The organism is Azospirillum sp. TSH58 (genome assembly GCF_003119115.1).
GTDB lineage: Bacteria > Pseudomonadota > Alphaproteobacteria > Azospirillales > Azospirillaceae > Azospirillum.
On sequence record NZ_CP022364.1, the window covers coordinates 1,574,861 to 1,598,016 of the forward strand.

20 protein-coding genes are annotated in these 23,156 nt (G+C 70.6%); 11 read left to right on the forward strand and 9 right to left on the reverse strand.

Translation table 11 applies throughout. The features are described from left to right. Positions 1 to 30: 30 nt before the first annotated feature. The 3 genes from TSH58p_RS10960 to TSH58p_RS10970 form a co-directional block, all read right to left on the reverse strand. Positions 31 to 939 carry a sensor domain-containing diguanylate cyclase gene (locus TSH58p_RS10960; protein WP_162600034.1) on the reverse strand — a complete coding sequence of 303 codons (909 nt, stop codon included), beginning with the start codon at positions 937 to 939 and terminating at the stop codon, positions 31 to 33. Between the two features lie 113 nt (positions 940 to 1,052). Next, the gene (locus tag TSH58p_RS10965; RefSeq protein ID WP_109069916.1) at positions 1,053 to 2,327 is read right to left on the reverse strand and encodes a glycosyltransferase; all 1,275 of its coding nucleotides are present in this window, start codon (positions 2,325 to 2,327) and stop codon (positions 1,053 to 1,055) included. Continuing rightward, positions 2,324 to 3,580, reverse strand: a complete 1,257-nt coding sequence (locus TSH58p_RS10970; protein ID WP_109069917.1) for a glycosyltransferase family protein — start codon at positions 3,578 to 3,580, stop codon at positions 2,324 to 2,326. The genes TSH58p_RS10965 and TSH58p_RS10970 overlap by 4 nt, the downstream gene beginning before the upstream one ends. Before the next feature lie 193 nt (positions 3,581 to 3,773). Between TSH58p_RS10970 and TSH58p_RS10975 the strand changes: the two genes are divergently transcribed. The 9 genes from TSH58p_RS10975 (at position 3,774) to TSH58p_RS11015 (ending at position 15,685) form a co-directional block, all read left to right on the forward strand. Beyond that, positions 3,774 to 6,413, forward strand: a complete 2,640-nt coding sequence (locus TSH58p_RS10975; RefSeq protein WP_109069918.1) for an ABC transporter ATP-binding protein — start codon at positions 3,774 to 3,776, stop codon at positions 6,411 to 6,413. A gap of 28 nt (positions 6,414 to 6,441) precedes the next feature. Continuing rightward, complete coding sequence (locus tag TSH58p_RS10980; RefSeq protein WP_109069919.1) at positions 6,442 to 6,897, forward strand: cyclic nucleotide-binding domain-containing protein; 456 nt, start codon at positions 6,442 to 6,444, stop codon at positions 6,895 to 6,897. A 21-nt stretch (positions 6,898 to 6,918) separates the two neighbouring features. After that, the gene (locus TSH58p_RS10985; RefSeq protein WP_109069920.1) at positions 6,919 to 8,088 is read left to right on the forward strand and encodes a glycosyltransferase family protein; all 1,170 of its coding nucleotides are present in this window, start codon (positions 6,919 to 6,921) and stop codon (positions 8,086 to 8,088) included. A 189-nt stretch (positions 8,089 to 8,277) separates the two neighbouring features. After that, a complete protein-coding gene (locus TSH58p_RS10990; protein ID WP_247874026.1) occupies positions 8,278 to 9,084 on the forward strand; it encodes a polysaccharide deacetylase family protein in 807 nt (268 codons plus the stop codon). A gap of 3 nt (positions 9,085 to 9,087) precedes the next feature. After that, positions 9,088 to 9,645 carry a hypothetical protein gene (locus tag TSH58p_RS10995; protein ID WP_109069921.1) on the forward strand — a complete coding sequence of 186 codons (558 nt, stop codon included), beginning with the start codon at positions 9,088 to 9,090 and terminating at the stop codon, positions 9,643 to 9,645. Further along, positions 9,642 to 11,540 carry an ABC transporter ATP-binding protein gene (locus TSH58p_RS11000; protein WP_109069922.1) on the forward strand — a complete coding sequence of 633 codons (1,899 nt, stop codon included), beginning with the start codon at positions 9,642 to 9,644 and terminating at the stop codon, positions 11,538 to 11,540. The genes TSH58p_RS10995 and TSH58p_RS11000 overlap by 4 nt, the downstream gene beginning before the upstream one ends. A 23-nt stretch (positions 11,541 to 11,563) precedes the next feature. Next, the gene (locus tag TSH58p_RS11005; RefSeq protein ID WP_109069923.1) at positions 11,564 to 13,498 is read left to right on the forward strand and encodes an ABC transporter substrate-binding protein; all 1,935 of its coding nucleotides are present in this window, start codon (positions 11,564 to 11,566) and stop codon (positions 13,496 to 13,498) included. A 4-nt stretch (positions 13,499 to 13,502) separates the two neighbouring features. Beyond that, positions 13,503 to 14,501, forward strand: a complete 999-nt coding sequence (locus TSH58p_RS11010; protein ID WP_109069924.1) for an ABC transporter permease — start codon at positions 13,503 to 13,505, stop codon at positions 14,499 to 14,501. Beyond that, entirely contained in the window at positions 14,498 to 15,685 is a 1,188-nt protein-coding gene (locus TSH58p_RS11015) for an ABC transporter permease (RefSeq protein WP_109069925.1), read from the forward strand. Before TSH58p_RS11010 ends, TSH58p_RS11015 begins: the two co-directional genes overlap by 4 nt. Before the next feature lie 3 nt (positions 15,686 to 15,688). On the opposite strand, the gene TSH58p_RS11020 is transcribed toward TSH58p_RS11015, so the two are convergent. Continuing rightward, positions 15,689 to 16,510: a DUF882 domain-containing protein gene (locus tag TSH58p_RS11020; RefSeq protein ID WP_109069926.1), complete on the reverse strand. Its 822-nt coding sequence runs from the start codon at positions 16,508 to 16,510 to the stop codon at positions 15,689 to 15,691. A 147-nt stretch (positions 16,511 to 16,657) separates the two neighbouring features. Next, entirely contained in the window at positions 16,658 to 17,533 is an 876-nt protein-coding gene (locus tag TSH58p_RS11025; RefSeq protein ID WP_109069927.1) for an MBL fold metallo-hydrolase, read from the reverse strand. Positions 17,534 to 17,801: 268 nt separating this feature from the next. Between TSH58p_RS11025 and TSH58p_RS11030 the strand changes: the two genes are divergently transcribed. Then, positions 17,802 to 18,533 carry a hypothetical protein gene (locus TSH58p_RS11030; protein ID WP_247874027.1) on the forward strand — a complete coding sequence of 244 codons (732 nt, stop codon included), beginning with the start codon at positions 17,802 to 17,804 and terminating at the stop codon, positions 18,531 to 18,533. 15 nt (positions 18,534 to 18,548) lie between these two features. Here the strand turns inward: TSH58p_RS11030 and TSH58p_RS11035 are convergent, their stop codons facing one another. The 4 genes from TSH58p_RS11035 to TSH58p_RS11050 all read right to left on the reverse strand — a co-directional run bounded on the left by TSH58p_RS11035 (position 18,549) and on the right by TSH58p_RS11050 (position 21,755). Next, positions 18,549 to 19,910 carry a sorbosone dehydrogenase family protein gene (locus TSH58p_RS11035; RefSeq protein WP_109069929.1) on the reverse strand — a complete coding sequence of 454 codons (1,362 nt, stop codon included), beginning with the start codon at positions 19,908 to 19,910 and terminating at the stop codon, positions 18,549 to 18,551. Then, entirely contained in the window at positions 19,907 to 20,362 is a 456-nt protein-coding gene (locus TSH58p_RS11040) for a DUF2231 domain-containing protein (protein WP_109069930.1), read from the reverse strand. Before TSH58p_RS11040 ends, TSH58p_RS11035 begins: the two co-directional genes overlap by 4 nt. Before the next feature lie 105 nt (positions 20,363 to 20,467). Continuing rightward, positions 20,468 to 21,157, reverse strand: a complete 690-nt coding sequence (locus tag TSH58p_RS11045) for a response regulator transcription factor (protein ID WP_109069931.1) — start codon at positions 21,155 to 21,157, stop codon at positions 20,468 to 20,470. A gap of 94 nt (positions 21,158 to 21,251) precedes the next feature. After that, the gene (locus tag TSH58p_RS11050) at positions 21,252 to 21,755 is read right to left on the reverse strand and encodes a glycosyl transferase (protein ID WP_109069932.1); all 504 of its coding nucleotides are present in this window, start codon (positions 21,753 to 21,755) and stop codon (positions 21,252 to 21,254) included. A gap of 225 nt (positions 21,756 to 21,980) precedes the next feature. On the opposite strand from TSH58p_RS11050, the gene ribA reads away from it, so the two are divergent. Beyond that, positions 21,981 to 23,153, forward strand: a complete 1,173-nt coding sequence (ribA, locus tag TSH58p_RS11055) for a GTP cyclohydrolase II (RefSeq protein WP_199230117.1) — start codon at positions 21,981 to 21,983, stop codon at positions 23,151 to 23,153. Positions 23,154 to 23,156: the final 3 nt, after the last annotated feature.

Here is a 23,156-nt window from a genome sequence, read left to right on the forward strand (position 1 = left end):
GCGGCCCCGGGGTCATGATGGACAGGACGCTCAGAACGGGGTCGGTTCCCGCGCGCAGACGACCCGGTTCCGCCCGGCGGCCTTGGCGCGGTACAGCGCCTCGTCCGCGCTGGACAGCATGGCGTCCACATCGCGCGTCCCGGCCGCGCAGCAGGCCACGCCGATCGACACGGTGAAGCGCACCGTCTCGTCCCCCGCCGGGACGGCGAGTTCCGCCGTGCGGCGGCGGATGCGCTCGGCCACCATGCGCGCCCCGGCGATGTCGGTCTCCGGCAGCAGGATGGCGAACTCCTCGCCGCCGGTGCGGCCCAGCAGGTCGTTCTCCCGCAGCAGGGCGCGGCTGGCGGCGGTGAAGGCGCGCAGCGCCTCGTCCCCCACCGCGTGGCCGTGGGTGTCGTTGATGCTCTTGAAATGGTCGAGGTCGAGCATCAGCAGGGTGACCGGCCGGCCATAGCGGCGGGCGCGGGCCAGCTCCTGCTCCGCCGCCTCGACGAAGTGGCGGCGGTTGGACACGCCGGTCAGGGAGTCGGTGATCGAGAGCCGGCGCAGCCGCTCCTCCGACTCCTTCAGCGCCGTCACGTCGTTGATCAGGACGTAGATGACCGGCAGCCCGTCCCAGGGCAGGGGCGACATGCTGACCTGGACGCAGGTGCGCTGCCCGTCGGCGGACATCATCACCCCGTCCTGGGACCGCACCAGCTCCCGCTTGCGCAGGCAGCGCAGGAAGGCGTCCCGCTGGTCGTCGATGCCCGATTCCTCGACGAAGTCCAGGAAATGGCGCCCGACCAGGGCGTCGCCGCTCTGGCCCAGGATGCGCGCGGCTTCCTGGTTGGCGAAGACGATGCCCATTTCCTGATGGATCAGCAGCCCGGCGGGCAGCAGGTCGAGCATGTCGCCCAGCTTGCTGCGCGTCAGCGACAGCTCGTGGCTGGTGGCCACGGCGTCCCTGTCGTCGTCGAAGTCGATAAAGGAAAGGGTGTCCGGTTCGGAAGAGCTGTACAGACTCGACATGACGTCGCAAAGGTGGAGCAAAGCCGCACTCTATCCCGTCGTCAGCCGCCGTGCAATGCACAGCATCCTCCGAAGGATGGAAGAAACGTCTCGCTATTTTCAGTTGTGAAACACTCGTGCAGCCGGTCGATGCCCGAGTCGCTGCCGAAGTCGCGCCGCACCCGCGCGGCACCCGCCGCCCCCAGCGCCGCGCGGCGGGCCGGGTCGCGGAGCAGCGACTCGAGCGCGCCGGCCAGCGCGGCGGGGTTCTCCGGCTCCACGAGCGTGCCGGTGACGCCGTCCTCGATCAGCTCCGCCACCGCGGCGGCGCGGGTGGACAGGCAGGCCAGCCCCTGGCTCTGCGCCTCCATCAGCACGTTGGGCAGCCCGTCGCGGTCGCCGTCGCGCGCGGTGCGGCAGGGCAGGACGAACAGGTCGGCGCGGCGGTACTGGGCGATCACCGCGTCCTGGGCCTTCGCCCCCTGCCAGTCGATCCGTCCGTCCAGCCCCAGCGCCGCCGCCTGCGCCTTCAGCGCGGGCAGCCGGTCGCCGCCGCCGATGTGGGTCCAGCGCCAGTGCAGCCCGGCGGGCAGGCGGGCCAGCGCGTCGAGCAGCAGGTCGAAGCCCTTCTTCTCCACCGCCCGCCCGACCGACAGAAGCCGCACCGGGTCGGCCGGATCGGACCCGTCGCGCGCCGGGCGCGCGTCCGGCGGGTCGGGGAAGCGGCTGAAGTCCAGGCCGTGGTAGAGCAGCTCCACCCGGTCCGGCTCCGGCGCCAGGGCGCGCAGGCGGGCGAGGCCGAGCGCGGTGCAGGTGACGCCCCAGCGCGCCTCGGCCAGCTTGTCCCGCAGGTCCCAGTCGGGGGAGGTCCAGATGTCCTTGGCGTGGGCCGAGAAGCTCCAGGGCAGGCCGGTCAGCAGCGCGGCGTAGCGCGCGACGCTGGCCGGGGTGTGCAGGAAATGGGTGTGCAGCCAAGTGACGTCCGCCGGCAGCTCCGCCGCCAGCACGCAGGCCTGGCCGAAGCGGCGCACGCGGTTGCGGCTGGGGTCGCGCCGCAGGTCGGCCAGCCAGGCGGCCCGCGCCGCCGGCCAGCCGGGACGGCGCCGCGCCGCGGCCAGGGCGCGCAGCACGCGGCCGGGCGCGTCGTGCAGATATTCGGGCAGATAGGTCACCGGGGCGGTGACGCGGCGGTTCAGCTCGTGCACCGCCTTGTCGGTCGGTTGACGCAGACTGACGATCAGTTGACGCAACCCCCGCCGCTCCAGCCCCAGGATCTCCTGCGCGATGAAGGTTTCCGACAGGCGGGGCCAGCCCTTGACGATGACGGCAACGGTCACGCGGCGTCCCCGGCGGCCATCCGGCGTTCGGGCGCGCAAGGGGACTGCGACGGCCCCAGGGCCGGAGCCGAGGCCGAATCCGGCAGGTAGCGCGCCGACAGGCGGTTGACGCTCTCCAGACCGCCGAGCAGGCCCGGCACCACCACCGAGGAGGGCGGGGCCTGCCAGGGCAGCCGGCGCAGCGCCGCCGCCATCGCCGCGGCGTCGCGCACGCCGTCGTCCATCAGGACGGAGACCAGACCCAGTTCCTGCGCGCGGGCGGCGCGGATGGTCTGCTCGCGCCGCGGCACCTCGCGCGGGACGATCAGCGCCTTCTTGTCGAAGGACAGGATCTCGCAAAAGGTGTTGTAGCCGCCCATGGCGACCACCCCCACCGCCCCCTGCATCAGCCGCTCGATCCGCGCCTCGAAGGCGGTGGCCTCGACGTTGGGCAGGGCCTCCGCCCGGGCCAGGAACTCGGCCTGGAGGTCCGGCTGCATGAAGGGGCCGAACACCAGGACGGCGCGGTAGGGGATGCCGGGATCGCTCTCGTAGGCGCGCAGCACCCAGTCGACCAGCGCCTCGCCGTCGCCGCCGCCGCCGGGGGTGACCAGGATGTAGGGCTCGTCCGGCAGGCCGGGGCCGTGCGGGACCGCCGGGGGCACGGTGCGGTGCAGGTAGCCGGTGTAGACCATCTTGTCGCGCACCGACTGCGGGACCTCGATCCCCTCCAGCGGGTCGCAGATCTGCGGCAGGCCGTAGGCCCAGATCTCGTCGTACAGGTTTTCCAGCGCCGGCAGGACCTTCTTGCGCTCCCACTCCGGGGCGAGCAGGGCCGGCTCGTCCATCACGTCGCGCAGGCCGAGCACCAGCGGCACGCCGCGGCCCTTCAGAAGCTCCAGCGTCTCCCGCACCTCGCCGCGCAGGCCGAGCGGTTCCTTGTCAACGATGAACAGGTCGGGCTGGTAGATCTCCGCCGTGTGGCGGATCAGCGAGGCCCGCATGGACAGGATCTCGTCGATGTCCAGATGCAGGTTCAGCGCCGTGTATTCGCCGTTGCGCAGCTTGATGACGCCGGGGATGCGCACGAAGTCCACCCGCGTGCGGAAGTCGAAGCTGCCGACGATCGGCGAGCCGGACAGGATCAGCACGGACAGGTTGCCGTAGCGCTCCACCAGCGCATGAGCGATGGCCCGGCAGCGGCGAAGATGGCCGAGGCCGAACGTGTCATGGCTGTAGATGAGCACGCGGCCCGAGGTCGGACGTTCGCTCATAGACTTCCTACCTCTCCCGATTGGCCTCTTGTGTCCGGCCGCGGCTTGGCCGATGAACGGGTGTGCGCCGTGCCGCCGCCGGGATGGCGGCGGACCGCTTGCGGGCTCACCATATCCTCAGCGGCCAGGCGGCAGAGGGGGTAAGGTGTCTGCCCGCTCCCGGCACCGGCGTCCCCTTGCGTAGATTGGCGCTATGGAATCCAGCATTTTCCGATTCATCCTTCGGCACAGCGTCCGTCAGCAGATCATGCTGACCCTGATGACCCTGGCGTCCTTCCCCTTCCTTTATGCCTCGCTCGACCTGCCGAAGCGGATCGTCAACGAGGCGATTGCCGGGAAGAAGCTGCCTGAGTCCTTCCTCGGATTCCATCTCGATCAGGTGACTTACCTGTTCGTCCTATGCGGACTGTTCCTGACTTTGGTGCTGGTCAACGGCGCGTTCAAGTATGTCATAAACACCTACAAGGGCCGCCTGGGCGAGCGGATGCTGCGCCGCCTGCGGTACGAGCTGTACGTGCGCGTCCTGCGCTTCCCCCTGCCCCGCTTCCGCAAGATGTCGTCCGGGGAGATCATCCCCATGATCACGGCCGAGGTGGAACCGCTGGGCGGCTTCATCGGGGACGCCATCGCCATCCCGGTGTTCCAGGGCGGCACCCTGCTGGTCTACATCGCCTTCATCTTCGTCCAGGACCCGGTGCTGGGGGCAGCGGCGGTGTCGCTGTACCCGTTCCAAGGCTGGCTCATCCCACGGCTTCAGCGCAAGGTCAATCAGCTTGGCAAACAGCGCGTACGTGCCATGCGCCAGATCGCCGACCGCATCGGCGAGACGGTGTCCGGCATCCAGGAGGTCCACACCCACAACACGGCGTCGTGGCATCTCGCCGACCTCAGCCACCGCCTGGGTGACGTGTACCGCATCCGCTTCGAGATTTACCAAAGAAAGTTTTTTGTCAAATTCCTGAACAATTTCATAAACCAGCTCACCCCGTTCTTCTTCTATTCGATCGGCGGATATCTGGTGATCCACGGCCAACTCTCCTTCGGCGCGCTGGTCGCGGTGCTGGCCGCCTACAAGGACTTGGCCGCTCCTTGGAAGGAACTCCTCGACTGGTACCAGCAGAAGGAGGACAACCGGATCAAGTACGAGCAGGTGGTGGAGCAGTTCCACGTCCCCGACCTGCTGGCCGAACGCCTGCTGCGCGAGGAGGAGGACGTTCCCTTCACGGGCAGCCTGTCCTTCCGCAACGTCGGGTTCGGGGAGGACGGCGGCTCGCCCATCCTGGAGGGGGTGACCTGCGACATCCCGCTGGACGGCCACACCGCGCTGATCGGCGTCGGCTCGGGGCGGGACGAGCTGGCGCAGCTCGCCGCGCGCGTGCTGCTGCCTTCGTCGGGCCAGATCCGGCTGGGCGAGCATGATTACGCGGAACTGCCGGAAAGCGTCACCGGGCGGCGCGCCGCCTATGTCGGGGCCTCCCCCTACCTGTTCTCGGCCTCGCTCTACGAAAATCTCGTCTACGGGCTGCGCCACCGCCCGCTGCGCGAGAACGGCGAGAGTGAGGAGGCGGCGGAGCGGCGCAAGAACCGGATGACCGAGTCGGTGCTGTCCGGCAACGCCACCGACGACGTGCACGCCGACTGGATCGACTACGCCGCCGCCGGCTGCGACGGGCCGGAGGATCTGAAGGCGCGCATCCTGCGCGTGGTGACGATGGTCTCCCTTCAGGACGACGTCTACGGGATGGGTCTCAACCGCACCGTCGATCCGGAGCGGCGCCCCGACGTGGCCGCCCGCGTGATGGAGGCGCGCGACGCCATGCGCGCCATGATGCTGAACAACCCGGATCTGGGACGGCTGGTGGAGCGCTTCGACCCCGACCGCTACACCATGAACGCCACGCTGGCGGAAAATCTGCTGTTCGGCACGCCGGTCGGTCCGATCTTCCAGACTGACGCGCTGGCCTCCAATCCCTATATGTTGCATGTGCTGGACAAGGTGGGGCTGACCGACACCATCCTGGAGACCGGCCACAAGGTGGCGGAGACCATGGTCGAGCTGTTCGCCGGCCTGCCGCCCGGCCACGAGTTCTTCGAGCGGTTCTCCTTCATCGGCTTCGCCGAGCTGCCGGAGTACCAGGCCATCCTGGCGCGCACCGCGAAGGAAGGGCTGGGGGTGCTGCGGCCGGAGGAACGGACGCGGCTGATGACCCTGCCCTTCAAGCTGATCGGCGCCCGCCACCGTCTGGGCCTGATGACCCCGGACCTGGAAAAGAAGCTGCTGCAGGCGCGGCATCTCTTCGCCAGCGACCTGCCGGCCGACCTGAAGCACGCCGTCGCCTTCTTCGACCCGGATGCCTACAACGCGGCGGCCAGCATCCAGGACAACATCCTGTTCGGCAAGATGGTCTACGGGCAGGCGCAGGTGCAATCCAAGGTGGGCCGCATCGTGGCGGAGCTGGTGGACCAGCTTCACCTGCGCGACACCATCGTGGAGGTCGGACTGGACCATCAGGTGGGGGTGGCGGGGTCGCGCCTGTCCGCCGCGCAGCGCCAGAAGGCGGCGCTGGCCCGCGCCCTGCTGAAGCGCCCGGACCTGCTGGTGCTGAGCGAGGCGACGAGCGGCCTGGACACCAGCAGCCAGAGCAAGGTGCATTCCGCGATCCTCGGGGAACGCAAGGGATGTGGTCTTGTGTGGGTTCTGCAGCGAGCCGGCTTGGCACGGGCGTTCGAGCGAGTCATTGTGATGAAGGACGGTCGAATCGCCGAGCATGGCCGCTTCGACGAGTTGAACAAGCCCGGTACGTTGTTGCATGAATTGATATCCGCCGAATAAAGCCGGCGGCGTTGAGGAGGCAGACGGCATGAGCATCGCCGAAGAAGTCAATTGCCTGCGCAGGATTCCCCTGTTCGCCAACATCGACACTTCCAAGCTCAAGCTTCTCGCCTTCACCAGCGAGCGGTTGAGCTTCCGGTCGGGCGACATCCTGTTCGAGCAGGACGAGATGGGCACCTGCGCCTACATCCTGCTGCGCGGGGAGGCGGAGGTGATCATCGCCGGCCCCGGCGGACCGCTCGCCGTCGCGACGCTGGGGTCGAACGAGATCGTCGGCGAGATCGCCATCCTGTGCGACGTGCCGCGCACCGCCACGGTCCGCGCCAGCACCGACCTGGAGGCGCTGTGCGTGCCGAAGGACCATTTCCTCCAGATGATCGCCGACTTCCCGCAAATGGGGCTGGAGATCATGCGCTCGCTGGCCCACCGCCTGGAACAGACGACCATGCGCCTGCGCGAAGTCCTGGCCGCCCAGGCCACGTGAATTCCGGCGACCGGACGGCCCATGCGTGTTCTCTTCCACGTCCAGCATCTGCTGGGCATCGGCCATGACCGGCGCGCCGCGCTGATCACCCGCGGGCTGGCCGAGGCCGGCGTCGCGGTGACGGTGCTGCGCGGCGGGCATCCGGTGCCGGGGATCGATTACGGCGCGGCGGCGGAGATCGTCCAGCTTCCCCCGGCCCGCGCCGCCGACAGCAGCTTCAAGACCCTGCTGGACGAGCACGGCCGGCCCATCGACGACGGCTGGCGCGCCCGGCGCCGCGCCGCGGTTCTGGAAGCCCACGACCGCGTGCGGCCCGACGCGCTGCTGGTCGAGTCCTTCCCCTTCGGGCGCCGCGCCTTCCGGTTCGAGCTTCTGCCGCTGCTGGAGGCCGCGAAGGCCGGCGGGGCGGTCACCGCCGCGTCGGTGCGCGACATCCTGGTGACCAAGGCCAAGCCGGAGCGGCTGGAGGAAACCGTTTCGACGGTGGAGCGGCTGTTCGACCATGTGCTGGTCCATGGCGACCCGGAGCTGATCCCCTTCGCGGCGACCTTCCCCGCCGCCGCGCGGATCGCCGACCGCGTCCGCTACACCGGCTATGTCGCGGCCCCGCAAGGCGCGGACACCGCAACGGCGGACGGAACGGACGAGGTGGTCGTGTCGGTCGGCGGCGGGGCGGTCGGCCTGCCGCTGCTGCGGGCGGCGCTGGCGGTGCGTGCGTCAACTCCCGCCGGACTTGACGCACCCTGGCGCCTGCTGGCCGGGCCGGACGTGCCGGAGGCGGATGTCCGCGCGCTCGCCGCCGATGCCCCGCCGGGCACCGTCGTGGAACGGGCGCGGCCCGACTTCCCCGCCCTGCTCCGCCGCTGCCGCCTGTCGATCAGCCAGGCCGGCTACAACACCGTGCTCGACCTGCTCCAGGCCGGCTGCCGGGCGGTGGTCGTCCCCTTCGCCGCAGGCAGCGAGACGGAACAGGCCACCCGCGCCCGCCTGCTGGAGGAGCGGGGCCGGCTGGCCGTGGTCGACGAGGCCACCCTGACCCCGGACACCCTGGCCGCGGGCGTGGCCAGGGCGCTCGCCCTGCCCCCGCCGCCCGCCATCCCGCTGCGCCTGGACGGCGCCGCCGCCACCGCCCGGCTGCTGCTGGACGCGGTGGCCGCCCATCATGGCAATCGTCTGGGCAACCGGCGCTAAACCAATCAAGACGCTTGGATTTTTCCAGTGCGGAGGCCATGCTGAGGTCACCGCGTTCGCTGTCCTTCTAACCCTCTCCCCTCTGGGGAGAGGGGAGGGTGAGGGGGGTGCGCAAGGCGGTACGTCCGGCACAAGCGCAACCCCCTCACCCCAACCCTCTCCCCAGAGGGAGAGGGAACAGAACAGGCGATGACCGTGACCGCAACCGCCCCTTCCGACAGCCCGCCGCGCGCCGGTTGGGACGAACTGGCTGCCGAGTTGGACGCCTGGGCCGCCGCCGGACGCACCGCCACCCTCTGGTGGCGCGACGACGACGCCGTCGAGCCGACACCCGACCTTGACCGGATGATCGCCCTGTCCGTCGAGACCGGCGCGCCGCTGGCTCTGGCGGTCATCCCGGCGGGCGTCAAGGACACTCTCGCCCCCGTTGCCGACGCGGCCCCCGCCGTCGCGGTGCTTCAGCACGGCTGGTCGCACGCCAACCACGCCGCTCTCCCCGCGAAGAAGGCGGAGCTTGGCGCGGCCCGGCCCGCCGCCGCCGTGCTGGCCGAACTGGCCGAGGGACGGAACGTGCTGGACCGCCTGTTCGGGCCGCGCGCCCTGCCCGTCCTGGTGCCGCCCTGGAACCGCATCGCCCCCGGCGTCGCGGCGGGCCTGCCCGCGGCGGGTTTCGCCGGCCTGTCGGTGTTCGGGCCGCGACGTGTGTCAACCGTCAACATGATGTGTGTCAATACACACATCGACCCGGTGGCTTGGAAGGACGGCAAGCGTTTCCTGGGCGACGCGGAGTCGCTGGGCATGGCGGTCGCCCATCTGCGCGCCCGGCGGCTGGGCGCGGCGGACGCGGCGGAGGCGACCGGACTGCTGACTCATCATTTGGCGATGGACGACGAAACCTGGGCCTTCACCGCGCGTTTCCTGAGCGTGACCCGCCGCCATCCGGCGGCCCTTTGGCTGTCCGCCGATACCCTGTTCGCCGCAGAAGGACCTCGCTGAGACATGGCCGAGCTGCCCATGGCCCGATCCTCGACCGGGGAGACGCCGACCATCGCGGAGATGCGCTACCCCACCGGGGCGCTGGCCGGCGACTACGCGCGGGCCGGGGCGGGGCTGGCGCTGACGGCGCTGCCGCTGGCCTTCCTCCCCGTCACCCCCTGGATCGCCGTGCCGCTGGCGGCCTGCGCGCTGCTGTTCGCCGTCTTCGCGGCGCGCACCCTGCAACGCCAGCTGACCCGCCTGACCATGGACGGCGAGGGCCTGCGGGCCGACGGGCCGCTCGGCGGCGCCGTCCGCTGGGACGCGCTGTCCGGCCTGAAGCTGCGCTACTACGCCACCAAGCGGGGGCGCGACGACGGCTGGATGCAGGCGGCGCTGACCGGCGGCGGCAGGACCCTCCGCTTCGACAGCACCCTGGAGGGCTTCGACGCGGTGATCGAACAGGCCGCCCTCGCCGCCGGGCGCAACGGCGTGGCGCTGACCCCGGTGACGGTGGACAACCTGATCGCTCTCGGCATCGAGCCGCCGGAGGACCCCAACGAAAAGAGGCCGGCGCCATGAGCCGCACGCTGCTCCGGGTGGAGGACCTGAAGGTCGATTTCCAGGTGCCGGGCGGCGTGGTCCACGCGGTGCGCGGTGTGTCCTTCCGGGTGCGGGCGGGCTCCACCGTCGCCCTGGTCGGGGAATCCGGGTCGGGCAAGTCGGTGGCGGCGCAGTCGATCCTGCGCATCCTGCCCCGCAACGCCGTCATTGCGGACGGAAGAATCCTGTTCGACGACGGGCTGGTCAACGATGGCGTCGGCCCCGTCGACATCGCCGGGCTGAAGGCCGACGGCACGGCGATGCGGGCGCTGCGCGGCGGCCGCATCTCGATCATCTTCCAGGAGCCGATGACCTCGCTGTCGCCCATGCACACGGTGGGCGACCAGGTGGGCGAGGCGGTGCGGCTGCACCAGCGGGTGACCGCCCGGCAGGCCCGCGCGCAGGCCGAGGACATGCTGCGCCGGGTGCGCTTCCCCGACCCGAAGCGGGCGCTGGACACCTACCCGTTCGAGCTGTCGGGCGGCCTGCGCCAGCGCGCGATGATCGCCATGGCGCTGGTCTGCCGCCCCGCCCTGCTGATCGCCGACGAGCCGACGACCGCGCTGGACGTCACCATCCAGGCGCAGATCCTGAAGCTGATCAAGGATCTCCAGGCCGATCTCGGGATGGCCGTGCTGCTCATCACCCACGACCTGGGGGTGGTCGCCAACCTCGCCGACGAGGTGGTGGTGATGCACCGCGGGCGGATCATGGAGTCCGGCACGCGCGAGGACATCTTCGCCGACCCCCGCCACCCCTATCTGAAGGCGCTGCTGAACGCCGTTCCGCGCTTCCACATGGCGCCGGGGGAACGGCTGGTGCCGATCCGCTCCATCACCTCGCAGGGCGGCAGCCTGCTGGAGAAGGACCACCGGCCCTGGCCGCCCGGCGCCGACGCGGCGGGGCCGCTGCTGGCGGTGGAGGGGGTGCGCAAGCGCTACGGGGCGCGCAAGGCCGGCTGGTTCGGCGCCAAGGCCGGGGCGGGCACGCTGGCGGTGGACGATGTCAGCTTCGCCATCGCGCGCGGCGAATGCGTCGGGCTGGTCGGGGAATCAGGCTGCGGCAAGACCACCCTGTCGAAGATCCTGATGCGCGCCCTGACCCCGGACGCCGGCAGCGTCCGCTTCAACGACCATGGCCGGGTCGTCGACGTGCTGGGGCTGGAGGGTGCGGCCCTGACCGCCTTCCGCCGCAAGGTGCAGTTCGTCTTCCAGGACCCCTACGGCTCGCTGAACCCCCGCATGACCGTCTTCGAGATCATCGCCGAACCGCTGGTCATCCACGGCATCGGCGACGAGGCGGAGCGCGCCGCGCGGGTCAAGGAGCTGATGGGGCTGGTCGGGCTGGACGCGCGGCATCTGCGCCGCTACCCGCACAGCTTTTCCGGCGGCCAGCGCCAGCGCATCGGCATCGCCCGCGCGCTGGCCCTGCGGCCCGAGCTTCTTCTGCTCGACGAGCCGGTGTCGGCGCTCGACGTGTCGATCCAGGCGCAGGTGCTGAACCTGCTGAAGGACCTGAAGGAACGGCTCGGCCTGACCTACCTGTTCGTCAGCCACAATCTGGCCGTGGTGGATTACATGGCCGACCGCATCCTGGTGATGTGCCGCGGGCGGATCGTCGAGTCGGCCCCGCGCGAGGATCTGTTCCGCAACCCGGTCCACCCCTACACCCGCGCCCTGCTGGCCGCCGTTCCGGAGCCGGACCCCAGCCGCCCGCTGTCGCTGACCGACCTGGAGGAGGGCCGCGCCTCCGACCCCGCGCGCTGGCCGGCCCCCTTCACCATCGACGCGGACCACCAGCCCCATCTGGTCGATCTCGGCGGCGGCCATTGCGTGCGCGCCGACGCCTCCATCCGCGTGCGGGAGGTGGCGTGATGATGTGGACTGTTCCCACTCTGATGCCCAATACCCTCTCCCCCCCGGGGAGAGGGAAGGGTGAGGGAGAATGGCGGCGACGTGCCCTGCTCCTTCTCGCCTTCCTGGGTCTCAGCGCCTTCGACGCGGTCGAGACGCCGATGCTGGCGAACGCGGTCGGTGCCGGATCGCTGCCGCCGGTGGAGAAGCGGCTGCCGCTCACCCCGCTGGTCGAGCCGATGGACCGCCCCTGGCAGTCGCCGGGGCGCCATGGCGGCGACCTGCGCCTGCTGATGGCGCGGACCAAGGACACACGGCTGATCTACGTCTACAGCTACGCCCGGCTGGTCGCGCTGACCCCGAACCTGCGCATCGTGCCCGACATCCTGGAGCGGGTGGATGTCGAGGAGGGGCGGATCTTCACCTTCACGCTGCGCCGCGGCCACCGCTGGTCGGACGGCCATCCCTTCACGGCGGAGGACTTCCGCTACTGGTGGGAGGACATGGCGAACAACGCCAAGCGCTCCCCCGGCGGGCCGCCGCCGGAGATGCTGGTGGCCGGGGAGGCGCCCAAGTTCGAGGTGCTGGACGCCGCCGCCGTGCGCTACACGTGGTCGCGCCCCAACCCCTTCTTCCTGCCCATGCTGGCCGGGGCCAAGCCGGTGGAGATCTACGCCCCGGCCCATTACCTGCGGCGCTTCCACCCCCGCTTCACCGAACCGCTGGAGCTGAAGCAGCGCGTGGAGGCGGAGCGGCAGAAAAGCTGGCAGCAGCTTCACAACCGCAAGGACAATCTGACCGAGTTCGACAACCCGGACCTGCCGACCCTGCAGCCCTGGGTGCCGACGACCGCTCCGCCCGCGGAACGTTTCATCTTCGTAAGGAACCCCTATTTCCATCGGGTGGACCCGGCGGGGCGGCAGTTGCCCTACATCGACCGGCTCATCATGACGGTGGCCGACGCCAAGATCATCCCGGCCAAGACGGGGGCGGGCGAGAGCGACCTCCAGGCGCGCTACCTGCGGTTCGACAACTACACCTTCCTGAAGCAGGGGGCGAAGCGCAACGACTACCGGGTCACGCTGTGGCGAACCGGCATCGGGGCGCAGATGGCGTTGTTCCCCAACCTGAACTGCAACGACCCGGTGTGGCGCGCGCTGAACCGCGACGTGCGCTACCGCCGCGCCCTGTCGCTGGCCATCGACCGCGAGGAGATGAACCAGGTCATCTATTACGGCCTCGCCATTCCCACCAACAACACGCTGCTGGAGGTCTCACCGCTCTGGACGCCGGCCTACCGCGACCGCTGGGCGCAGTTCGACGTCCGGCAGGCCAACCGGCTGCTCGACGAGATCGGCCTGACGGAGCGCGACGTCAACGGCGTCCGCCTGCTGCCCGACGGCCGCCCGCTGGAGATCGTGGTGGAGACCGCCGGGGAGAGCACGGAGGAGACCGACGCGCTGGAGCTGATCGCCGACGGCTGGCGGCGCGTCGGGGCGCGGCTCTACATCCGCTCCTCGCAGCTCGACGTGTTCCGCAACCGCATCTTCGCCGGCGACACCTGCATGTCGATTTCCCGCGGGCTGGACAACGCCATCGCCACCGCGGAGATGAGCCCGGCCGAGCTGGTGCCGGTCGATCAGGCCAAGTACCAGTGGCCGAAATGGGGCCAGTTCTTCCAGACCATGGGCAAGGACGGCGAGCGCCCCGACATGCCCGAGGCGCGCGACCTGCTGGAGGCCTTCCGCGCCTGGCGCGACGCGCCGGACGAGGCGGGGCGGGCGGCGGCCTGGACGCGCATCCTGACGCTCAACGCCGAGCAGGTCTTCACCATCGGCACGGTGGCCGGGGTGCCGCAGCCGGTGGTGGCGCGCCGCACCCTGCGCAACGTGCCGGAGGAGGGTCTGTTCAACTACGACCCCGGCGCGCATTTCGGGCTGTACCGGCCCGACGGCTTCTGGTTCGACGGAAAGGGGTGAGGCCATGCTGGGCTACGTGATCCGCCGCATCCTCATCATGATCCCGACGCTGCTGGCGATCAGCGTCATCACCTTCGTCATCATCCAGCTTCCCCCCGGCGACTATCTGACCACGCTGGTCAACGAGATGCAGAGCCGGGGCGAGAGCATGGACCAGGGCCGGCTGGCCATGCTGCGCGAGACCTACGGCCTCGACCGGCCGATGCACGAGCAGTACGCGCTGTGGCTGGCCGGCATGCTGCGCGGCGACTTCGGCTATTCCTTCGAATACAATCTGCCGGTGTCGGACGTGGTGGGCGACCGGCTGTCGCTGACCGCCATCGTGTCCTTCGCGACCATCCTGTTCATCTGGGTGGTGTCCTTCCCCATCGGCATCTATTCGGCGACGCGGCAGTACAGCCTGGGCGACTATGTCCTGACCTTCCTCGGCTTCCTGGGTCTGGCGACGCCGAGCTTCCTGCTGGCGCTGGTGATGCTGTACTTCGCCAACGTGTGGTTCGGCACCTCGATCGGCGGGCTGATGGACCCGCGCTACATCGGCCAGCCCTGGAGCTGGGGCAAGGCGATGAGCGTGTTCGAGCACATGTGGATTCCGGTGATCGTCATCGGCACCGCCGGCACCGCCGCGATGATCCGCCGCCTGCGCGCCAACCTGCTGGACGAGCTGCACAAGCCCTACGTCGTCACCGCGCGGGCCAAGGGCCTGCCGCCGGGCCGGGCCCTGGTGAAATACCCGCTGCGCGTGGCGCTGAACCCCTTCGTGTCCGACATCGGCAACCTGCTGCCGCAGGTCGTCTCCGGCGCCGCCATCGTGTCGGTGGTGATGTCGCTGCCGACGACGGGGCCGATGCTGCTCCAGGCGCTGCGCAGCCAGGACATGTATCTGGCCGGCTCCTTCCTGATGTTCCTGGCGGTTCTGACGGTGATCGGGGTCTTCCTGTCCGATCTGGCGCTGGCCGCGCTCGACCCGCGCATCCGCCTGAGCGGGGGAGCCAGCCGATGAGCAGCACCCTTCCGACCCGGGCTGCCCTGCCCAACACACCCCTGCCCCACACCGTCGACACCGCCCCCTGGGACCCCGACGAGGTCGAGCGGCTGTCGCCGGAGCAGGAGCGCTTCACCACCGCCTCGCAATGGAAGATGGTCTGGTGGAAGCTGCGGCGGCACAAGCTGGCGGTGGCGTCGGGGATCGTGCTGCTGCTGCTCTACGCTTCGACCCTGGTCAGCGAGGTCCTGGCCCCCTACGCGGTGGACAGCCGCAATTCCCACTTCATCCACGCCCCGCCGCAGGCCGTGCATCTGTTCCACGAGGGGCAATTCGTCGGCCCCTTCGTCTACGGCTACAGTTATCGCCTGGACATGGAGATCCTGAAGCGGGAGTACACGCCGGACACCACGAAGGTCGAGCCGATCCGCTTCTTCTGCCGCGGCGACCGCTACGCGTTCTGGGGGCTGGTGGAGAGCGACTGGCACCTCGCCTGCCCGGCGGACGGCGGGACGCTGTTCCTCATGGGCACCGACCGGCTGGGGCGGGACCTGCTGTCGCGGATGATCTACGGGACGCGCATCTCGCTGACCATCGGGCTGATCGGCGTCGCGGTCAGCTTCGTGCTGGGGATCGTGATCGGCGGCATCGCCGGCTATTACGGCGGCTGGGTGGACAACCTGATCCAGCGGCTGATCGAGATCATCCGCTCCTTCCCCGAGCTGCCGCTGTGGATGGCCCTGTCCGCGGCATTGCCCGTCACCTGGAACCCGATCTTCATCTATTTCGGGATCACGGTGATCCTGGGCCTTCTGGAATGGACGGGCCTCGCCCGCGCCGTGCGGTCCAAGCTGCTGGCCCTGCGCGAGGAGGACTTCACCACCGCCGCCCAGCTGATGGGCGCCAGCCCGGCCCGCATCATCGGCCGCCATCTGCTGCCCAGCTTCATGAGCCACCTGATCGCCTCGGCGACGCTGGCCATCCCCGGCATGATCCTGGGCGAGACGGCGCTGAGCTTCCTCGGCCTCGGCCTGCGCCCGCCGATCACCAGCTGGGGGGTGCTGCTGACCGAGGCGCAGAACATCAACGTGGTGGCGCTGTACCCCTGGCTGATGCTGCCGGTGCTGCCGGTGATCGTGACCGTGCTGAGCTTCAACTTCCTCGGCGACGGCCTGCGGGACGCCGCGGACCCGTATCGGTGAGCTTCAGGGCTTCTTCTTCGCCGCAGGCTCCGGCTGCTCCTTGAGGGAGGCCAGCACCATGCGGACGCGGGCGAGGTCGGCGTCGCCGCCTTTCGCCGGGGCGGAGGCCGGCGCGGCCTTGCCCGGGGCGCGCTTCGGCGGGGCGGGCTCCGCCGCCGCGACCTGAGTCCGCGGGGCGGCGGGAGCGGGAGCGGGCTTGGTGGCGACCGCCTTGCCCGACGCGGCCTTCGCGGGGGTCGCCCTGGCCTCCAGGATGCGGGGGTCGCCGCCCTTCGGGCTCCAGGTGCGGACCGGGCCGGTGTCGACATGGACGTGGCCGGTGTGGGGGTAGAGCGCGTAGCCGCCGCGCTGCAGGGCCGCGGCCTCGTCGGCGAGGCGGCGGGGCGGAACGCCGGGGATGGAAATGTCGGCGGCCTGCCCGCGCAGGTGATAGCTGTTTTCCGCCACGTTCGGGTTGCTGCGCGCCAGCGTGACGTTGGTCAGCGGCGAACGGTAGCCCGAGGTGATGTGGACCGGCGTGTCGGGGCCGGCGCCGCAGCGGTCGCGCAGGTCGGCCAGAAGCTCGACCAGCGTGGGATCGACGGGCACCGTCTCGCCGGTGCGGCGGTCGCGGAACAGGGTGGCGATGCGGTCCAGGGCCTGCGGGTCGTAGCCGTCGGCGCGGCGGTAGGTGACGCTGACCGTCTCGCCGCTGGCGGGATGGTGCAGGACGATCGAGCGGGGGCCGCCGTCCAGCGAGGCCTGGGGACCCGGAGTGGAGGCGCAGCCGGCGAGCGTTCCGCCGGCGAGCAGGCCCAGCAACGATAAGCGCAGAAGATGCCGCATGCGTCTCCCCAGAGTTCTCTCTGCGGTTGCAGGCGGTTTTCATACCATAATTGTCACACGATCCGGCAGTGACAACCGGCCACGGGACGCGAACGGAGGCTTGGCCGTGTCCCCGGCGCATCACTGTCCAAGGGGATAGGTGTCAAGTCAGAGAGGAAGCGCCATGCCTTCGCGGGCGACCAGCGTGCCGGGGCGCCGGGCTTCGGCGGCGGTGGCGATGACGTCCAGGTCGGCGTCGCTGCGCCGGGGGTCGTGGTGGAAGATGACCGCGCGCTTCACATCGGCCTCGTCGGCGATGCGCAGGCATTCCTCCCAGGTCGAATGGCCCCAGCCGACGCGGGCGGCGTATTCGGCGTCGGTGTAGGTGCAGTCGTAGATCAGCAGGTCGCTGCCGCGCACCAGCTCCATCACGGCGGGGTCGCGCCCGTCGGCGGGGTGCTCGGTGTCGGTGACGTAGCACAGGCTGCGCCCGGCGAACTCCACGCGGTAGCCGGTGGCCCCGTCCGGATGGTTCAGCGCGACGGTGCGCACGGTGACGCCCGGCTTCACCGCCAGCGTCTCGCCGCTGACGAAATCGTGGAAGGTGCAATCGGCGCGGAAGATCTCCACCGGGACCGGGAACAGCGGCGCCGACATCATGCATTCCAGGACGGAGCGCATCGTCCGCTCCCGCTCCAGATGGCCGGCCCTGATCCGCACGCGGCTGGCCGCGTCGAAGGCCGGCGCGAAGAAGGGCAGGCCGCAGATGTGGTCGAGATGGCTGTGGGTCAGCAGCAGATCGACGTCCACCGGCTCCCCCCGGCGCATCAGCGCCTCGCCCAGCGGGCGCAGGCCGGTGCCGGCGTCGAGGACCAGGAGAGCATCCCCGCAGCGCAGCTCGACGCAGGGGGTGTTGCCGCCGTAGCGGACCGTATCCGGTCCCGGGGATGCGATGCTGCCGCGCACGCCCCAGAAGCGGACGGTGAATTCCGGCGGGGTGTCAGGCGCACCGGAACAGGCGTCGGAAACGGTTCGTGCCGTCATGGTACCGACAATTTGGCGGTAGGACCCTCGCGAGTCGAGTGAAAAGGTTGTTTCACGAAACGACCCTCCGGCGCGTTTATTTGCCGGTCCGGCGGCAAGAAGACAGACGTTCCGCCTCGATGGAAGGGGGGATGGCGCAAGACGGGGGTAGGAGGAAAAGGCGTGCCGCACCGCCGAGATGTGGAGATGCCCAATCCAATAAGATGTGGTAGTTTGCGCCCGTTCGCCCATCGACGCGAAAAATCGCCTCCGGACCCCGACCCCTCGGATGGACCCAGACAAACTCGCCAAAGTCCTCGCCATGGCCGAGTCGGAGCATCAGGGCGAAGCCCAGTCCGCTCTGCGCGCCGCGCGCATCATGCTGTCGAGGGCCGGCCTGTCGTTCCGCGATCTCGCCCGCGGCGCCCGTCCGCTGTCCGCCACCCCGGAGCCGCCGCCCGCCGCCAGCGCCCCGCCCCCCGACCGTCCGCCGCCGCCCGACCAGCTCGTCCAGGGGCTGCGCCGCCAGGTGCGCGATCTGGAGCTGGAGGTCGCCGGGCTGAAGCGGCAGCTTGAAAAGAGCAACGGCGACATGGAGCGCCAGCGGGAGGAGGCCGACCGCTGGCGCGGCCTCGCCCGCGAGACCGCGGAAAAGCTCTGGGACCTCGGCAAGGCGCTGGAGCGCAAGCACAGCCGCCACACCAGCCTGGACAAGCGCCGCGCCATCCTCGACCTGCTGCAGGACCCCGGCAGCGCGCTGCTGGCCGATCACGAGATCGCGCGGCGGGTCGGCACCTCGCCCAAGCTGGTCGCCCATTGGCGCCGCCGGCTGGCCATCGTCGGGCGGAAGATCCGCCTGCTGCCCGTGGTGCCGCGCGGCCGCGGCCTGTGGGGCGGCGGCCGTCCGGCCGGTACCGCCCGCGGCGGGGCGGCGCTGGAGGGAAAACGCCAGCGCTGGATGGGCTATCCGATCGCCGTCACCATCTCCGACCGGTCAGGACCGCCCGGCAAGCGGCCCTGACGCGGCGTTCCCGTTTCAGTTGGACGATCCGTTCCCGTCGGTGGTCGCGCTGCCCATGTCCGCCGGTCCCTGGGCGGTGGGCGAGCGATCCGTCACCGCGACGCGCCAGACCGTGTTCGACAGGTCGTCGGCGACGATCAGGGCGCCCTTCGGGTCCACCGTGACGCCGACCGGCCGGCCATAGGTGTTGCCGTCCTCACCCATGAAGCCGGTCACCACCTCGACCGGATCGCCGGACGGGGCTCCGTCGCGGAAGGGGACGAAGATCACCTTGTAGCCGCTGGGCACGCTGCGGTTCCAGCTGCCGTGCTCGCCGACGAACACCCCGTCGGCGAAGCGTTCGCCCATCACCGGCGAGGAGAAGGCCACGCCGAGCGCCGCGACGTGCGAGCCCAGGCTGTAGTCGGGCTTGATCGCCGCGGCGACCATCTCCGGCTTCTGCGGCTGGGCGCGCGGATCGACGTTCTGGCCCCAATAGCTGTAGGGCCAGCCATAGAATCCGCCCTCGCGGACCGAGGTCAGGTAGTCGGGGACGAGGTTCGGGCCAAGCTCGTCGCGCTCGTTCACCACCGCCCACAGCGTGCCGGTTCCCGGCTGGATGGCCAGCGCGGTGGGGTTGCGCAGGCCGGTGGCGTAGGGCCGGTGCGCGCCCGTCCGGGCGTCGATCTCCCAGACCATCGCGCGGTCGGCCTCGGCGGGCATCCCGCGTTCCGTGATGTTGCTGTTGGAGCCGATGCCGACATAGAGGAACCGACCGTCCGGGCTGGCGGCCAGCGACTTGGTCCAGTGGTGGTTGATGTAGGAGGGCAGGTCGGTGACCTTCTCCGGCGGTCCCTCGGCGCGGGTCTGTCCCTCGCGGTAGGGGAAGCGCACCAGCGCGTCCTGGTTCGCGACATAGATCTGGCCGTTCACGAAGGCCAGCCCGTAGGGCGCGTTCAGATGGTCGGCGAAGACCGTGCGCTCCTCGTATTGCCCGTCGCCGTCGGCGTCGCGCAGCAGGGTGATGCGGTTGCCGCTGGGCACCGAGGTCGTCCCCCTGGCCTTGATGACGCCCGCGATGACGTCCTTGGGCCGCAGCGCCGGGGCCGAGCCGCCCCGGCCTTCGGCGACCAGGATGTCGCCGTTGGGAAGGACCAGGGTCTGTCGCGGGATGCCGAGGTCGGTGGCGATCGCCGTGACGGTGAAGCCCTCCGGCACGGTCGGCTTCCGGTCCCCCCAGTTGGCGGGATTGGCGATCTTCATGCTGGGCAGAAGACCGTGCTGCTGCTCGGGCAGAGGCGGGTTGGCGCCGTAGACGGGCGGCGACGGGTTGCTGTCGTCGCAGGCGGTGAGCAGGGCGACAAGCGCGGCGGCGGCCAGCAGGCTGGAGCGTGTCATCGCGTGTCTCCCATGCGGTGGCCCATAGGCTGGCCCACGCGGAGGCTGGAGAAGCCGAACCAGGTCGCCAGGGCGGCGGTCAGGGTGACGGCCGCCGACAGGATCAGACCTTCCGGCATGATTCCCCAGGCGTCCCGCGCGTGCACGAAGGCGTTGACGAGGCCGAGCGCGACCGTGATGAACAGCAGGACGAAGTAGGCGAGCCCGTGACCGCGGCGCCGGCCGGCGCGGAACAGGTCGATGAAGGCCCAGAGGAGCGAGACGCCGGCGAAGACCATGCCGCCGGCGATCAGCCAGGCGGCGAAGTTGCTCCACTGGATCTCGAAGCTCCTGGAATAGGCGATGTCGCAGAGAAGGCCCCCCAGGAACAGCGGAAGGGAGGCGGCGAGCAGGACCGCGTGCAAGGGATGGATGGCCCTTGCCGGTCTGCCGTGATCGACGATGGCTACCAAGACGTCATCTCCTTGCCCGACCGGGGTCCGCGCCGGGACGGCGCGGAAATCAATCCTTTCAATGGGCAAGCAGGAAGATGGTTCCGCGCCGCCGCGGGCCGGCGATCAGGGCACCAGCCGGTAGCCGCCGGGCTCCGTCACCAGGATTTCCGCGTTGGACGGATCGCGCTCGATCTTCTGGCGCAGGCGGTAGACGTGGGTTTCCAGCGTGTGGGTGGTGACCCCGGCGTTGTAGCCCCACACCTCGCCCAGCAGCGTCTCCCGCCCGATCACCGCGCCGCCGGCCCGGTACAGGTATTTCAGGATCGCCGTTTCCTTCTCGGTCAGGCGGATCTTGCGGGCGCCGCCGTCCGCCAGGAGCAGCTTGCCCGCCGGGCGGAAGCTGTAGGGGCCGATGGCGAAGACGGCGTCCTCGCTCTGCTCGTGGACGCGGAGCTGGGCGCGCAGCCGGGCCAGCAGCACCCCCATGCGGAAGGGCTTGGTGACATAGTCGCTGGCCCCGGAATCGAGCCCCAGGATGGTGTCGGCGTCGGAGGCCGCCGCGGTCAGCATGATGACCGGGCAGCGCACCCCCTCGCGCCGCAGCAGGCGGCACAGGTCGCGCCCGTCCATGTCCGGCAGCCCGACGTCGAGCAGGATGGCGGCGAAACCGCCTTCCCGCGCCACGGCCAGGGCCGAAGCGCCGTCCCCGGCCTCCACCGTCTCGAATTCCTCCAGAAGCTGGAGCTGCTCGGCGAGGGACTGCCGGAGGGCGGTGTCGTCGTCGATCAGAAGGATGCGTTTCGCAAGCGTCATGCGGGGGCGTTCACCGGTGGCTCCGGGCGCGGAACTTATCATGGCCCGTGCGGGATTGCCCTAGCCTTATCGGAAGGGCCGCCTGTGCGGATCGTCAGGTCCCCCACAGGCTGTCCAGCCGGGCCGCCCCGGCGGCGTCCGGGGGAAGGACGACCGCCGCCTCCGGGGCGAGGCCGAGATCCGCCACCGCCCGCGCCGCCGCCGCGTCCGGCACGGCGACGGCGCGCATCAGCGCCAGCGCGCCCTGCTCCAGATGGCGGCGGGCGGCGGCTTCCTCCTCCGTCAGGCCGGGCTCCAACCAGAGGAGACGGTCCACCAGCGCGACGAGCCTCAGGCGCCGGTTGTCCATGGCGAGGGCGGCGGCGAGGCCGGGCAGGGCGCCGCCGTCCACCAGCACCCGCGCGCCGTCCGGCAGGCGCGACAGCGCGATGTCCGCCGCCAGCACCGCCGAGGGGTCGAGCCGTGGGTGATCTCCCGGCAGGGCATGCCGCGCCAGGCTCCGTCCCTGCGCCTCCAGCGCCAGCGCCATGCGTTCCGCGTAGCCGTCCGGCGCCCGGTTGGCGGGGAAGAGGACATGCAGGGCCGGCTGGTCCGCCATGGCGATGGGTCTCGCGTGCAAGGGAGGGAAGGAGAGGCGGCGAGCATAGCGCAAGCCGGATTCGCCCGCACCGGCGGCGGTTTGCGCCATCGTTGCACCGCCGGCAACGGTGTGGCGCGCGGGATTTGCTGGACAGGGGTGCGCCACCTGCGCTTTGCTTCCGGCGCTCTCCGACCCATGTCGGGATCTTTCGCCCTTCGGGGCGCAGCACGCGAAGCCTCCGTTATGTACGCCGACGCCCCTTCCGACTCCGCCCCGCCCGAAGCCGTCCTGCCGATGGACGAAGCCGCCATGCGCGCGGTGGACCGCGCGACGGCCGCCCTGCGCCGGGGCGAGGCCGTCGCCATCGAGACCGCCGACGGCAGCGTCGGCGCCGCGGTGTCGGTGGAATCCGTGGCGATCGACGCCGTCCAGCGGCTGGTGCAGCTGACCGGCGCCGCGCCGGTCCTGGCCGTCACCCGCCGCCGCGCCACGGTGCTGAAGCTGATGGGGGAGGGGACGGGCGTCGTCGCCCTGTCGCTTCCCCGCTGCCTGACCGCGGACGAGGCCCACGCGCTGGCCGATCCCGAACACCGCCCGGACGGCGACATGCCGGACGGCCTGACCGCCACGGCCATGGACCCCGGCTCGCGCGAGACCGCGGCGGTGGACCTCGCCCGGCTGGCGCGCCTGCTGCCGGCGGCCATCGTCGCACCCGCTACTGGACACACGGCCACCGGCCACACCGGCAGCGCCGCGGAATGGGCGGCGAAGCACGACCTTCTGCTGGTCCGCGCCCGCGACATCGCCGACTACCGCGTCCATGTGGTGCGCACGCTGCGCCGGGTGGCCGAGGCGCGCGTGCCGCTGTCCGGCGCCGAGAACACCAGCATCGCCGCCTTCCGTCCCATCGACGGCGGGCCGGAGCATCTGGCGATCATCGTCGGCAACCCGGTGGCGGGCGAGCCGGTGCTGGCCCGCCTGCATTCGGAATGCTTCACCGGCGACCTGCTGGGCAGTCTGCGCTGCGACTGCGGCCAGCAGCTGCGCGGCGCCATCGCCGAGATCGCCCGGCAGGGCAGCGGCGTCCTGCTCTATCTGGCGCAGGAGGGGCGGGGGATCGGCCTCGTCAACAAGCTGCGCGCCTACCGCATCCAGGACCGCGGCTTCGACACGGTGGACGCCAACGAGATCCTCGGCTTCGAGGCGGACGAGCGGGTCTATCTGCCGGCCGCGGAGATGCTGCGGCAGCTCGGTTTCACCGCCGTGCGGCTGATGACCAACAACCCGGAGAAGCTGCGCCAGCTCGCCCGTTGCGGGATCGAGGTGGTCGAACGCGTTCCCCACATCTTCCCGTCCAACGGCCACAACGAAGGCTATCTGCGCACCAAGGCGGAGCGCAGCGGCCACATGTTCTGAGAC

Bases quoted from the DNA above. Each gene is read 5' to 3' on its own strand.
- TSH58p_RS10985 (WP_109069920.1), top strand. From the start codon at position 6,919: ATGCGTGTTCTCTTCCACGTCCAGCATCTGCTGGGCATCGGCCATGAC.
- TSH58p_RS11050 (WP_109069932.1), bottom strand. From the start codon at position 21,755: ATGGCGGACCAGCCGGCCCTGCATGTCCTCTTCCCCGCCAACCGGGCG.
- TSH58p_RS10975 (WP_109069918.1), top strand. From the start codon at position 3,774: ATGGAATCCAGCATTTTCCGATTCATCCTTCGGCACAGCGTCCGTCAG.
- TSH58p_RS10995 (WP_109069921.1), top strand. From the start codon at position 9,088: ATGGCCGAGCTGCCCATGGCCCGATCCTCGACCGGGGAGACGCCGACC.
- TSH58p_RS11045 (WP_109069931.1), bottom strand. From the start codon at position 21,157: ATGACGCTTGCGAAACGCATCCTTCTGATCGACGACGACACCGCCCTC.
- TSH58p_RS10970 (WP_109069917.1), bottom strand. From the start codon at position 3,580: ATGAGCGAACGTCCGACCTCGGGCCGCGTGCTCATCTACAGCCATGAC.
- TSH58p_RS10990 (WP_247874026.1), top strand. From the start codon at position 8,278: ATGACCGTGACCGCAACCGCCCCTTCCGACAGCCCGCCGCGCGCCGGT.
- TSH58p_RS11030 (WP_247874027.1), top strand. From the start codon at position 17,802: ATGGACCCAGACAAACTCGCCAAAGTCCTCGCCATGGCCGAGTCGGAG.
- TSH58p_RS11035 (WP_109069929.1), bottom strand. From the start codon at position 19,910: ATGACACGCTCCAGCCTGCTGGCCGCCGCCGCGCTTGTCGCCCTGCTC.
- ribA (WP_199230117.1), top strand. From the start codon at position 21,981: ATGTACGCCGACGCCCCTTCCGACTCCGCCCCGCCCGAAGCCGTCCTG.
- TSH58p_RS11015 (WP_109069925.1), top strand. From the start codon at position 14,498: ATGAGCAGCACCCTTCCGACCCGGGCTGCCCTGCCCAACACACCCCTG.
- TSH58p_RS11020 (WP_109069926.1), bottom strand. From the start codon at position 16,510: ATGCGGCATCTTCTGCGCTTATCGTTGCTGGGCCTGCTCGCCGGCGGA.
- TSH58p_RS11010 (WP_109069924.1), top strand. From the start codon at position 13,503: ATGCTGGGCTACGTGATCCGCCGCATCCTCATCATGATCCCGACGCTG.
- TSH58p_RS10980 (WP_109069919.1), top strand. From the start codon at position 6,442: ATGAGCATCGCCGAAGAAGTCAATTGCCTGCGCAGGATTCCCCTGTTC.
- TSH58p_RS11005 (WP_109069923.1), top strand. From the start codon at position 11,564: ATGCCCAATACCCTCTCCCCCCCGGGGAGAGGGAAGGGTGAGGGAGAA.
- TSH58p_RS11025 (WP_109069927.1), bottom strand. From the start codon at position 17,533: ATGACGGCACGAACCGTTTCCGACGCCTGTTCCGGTGCGCCTGACACC.
- TSH58p_RS11000 (WP_109069922.1), top strand. From the start codon at position 9,642: ATGAGCCGCACGCTGCTCCGGGTGGAGGACCTGAAGGTCGATTTCCAG.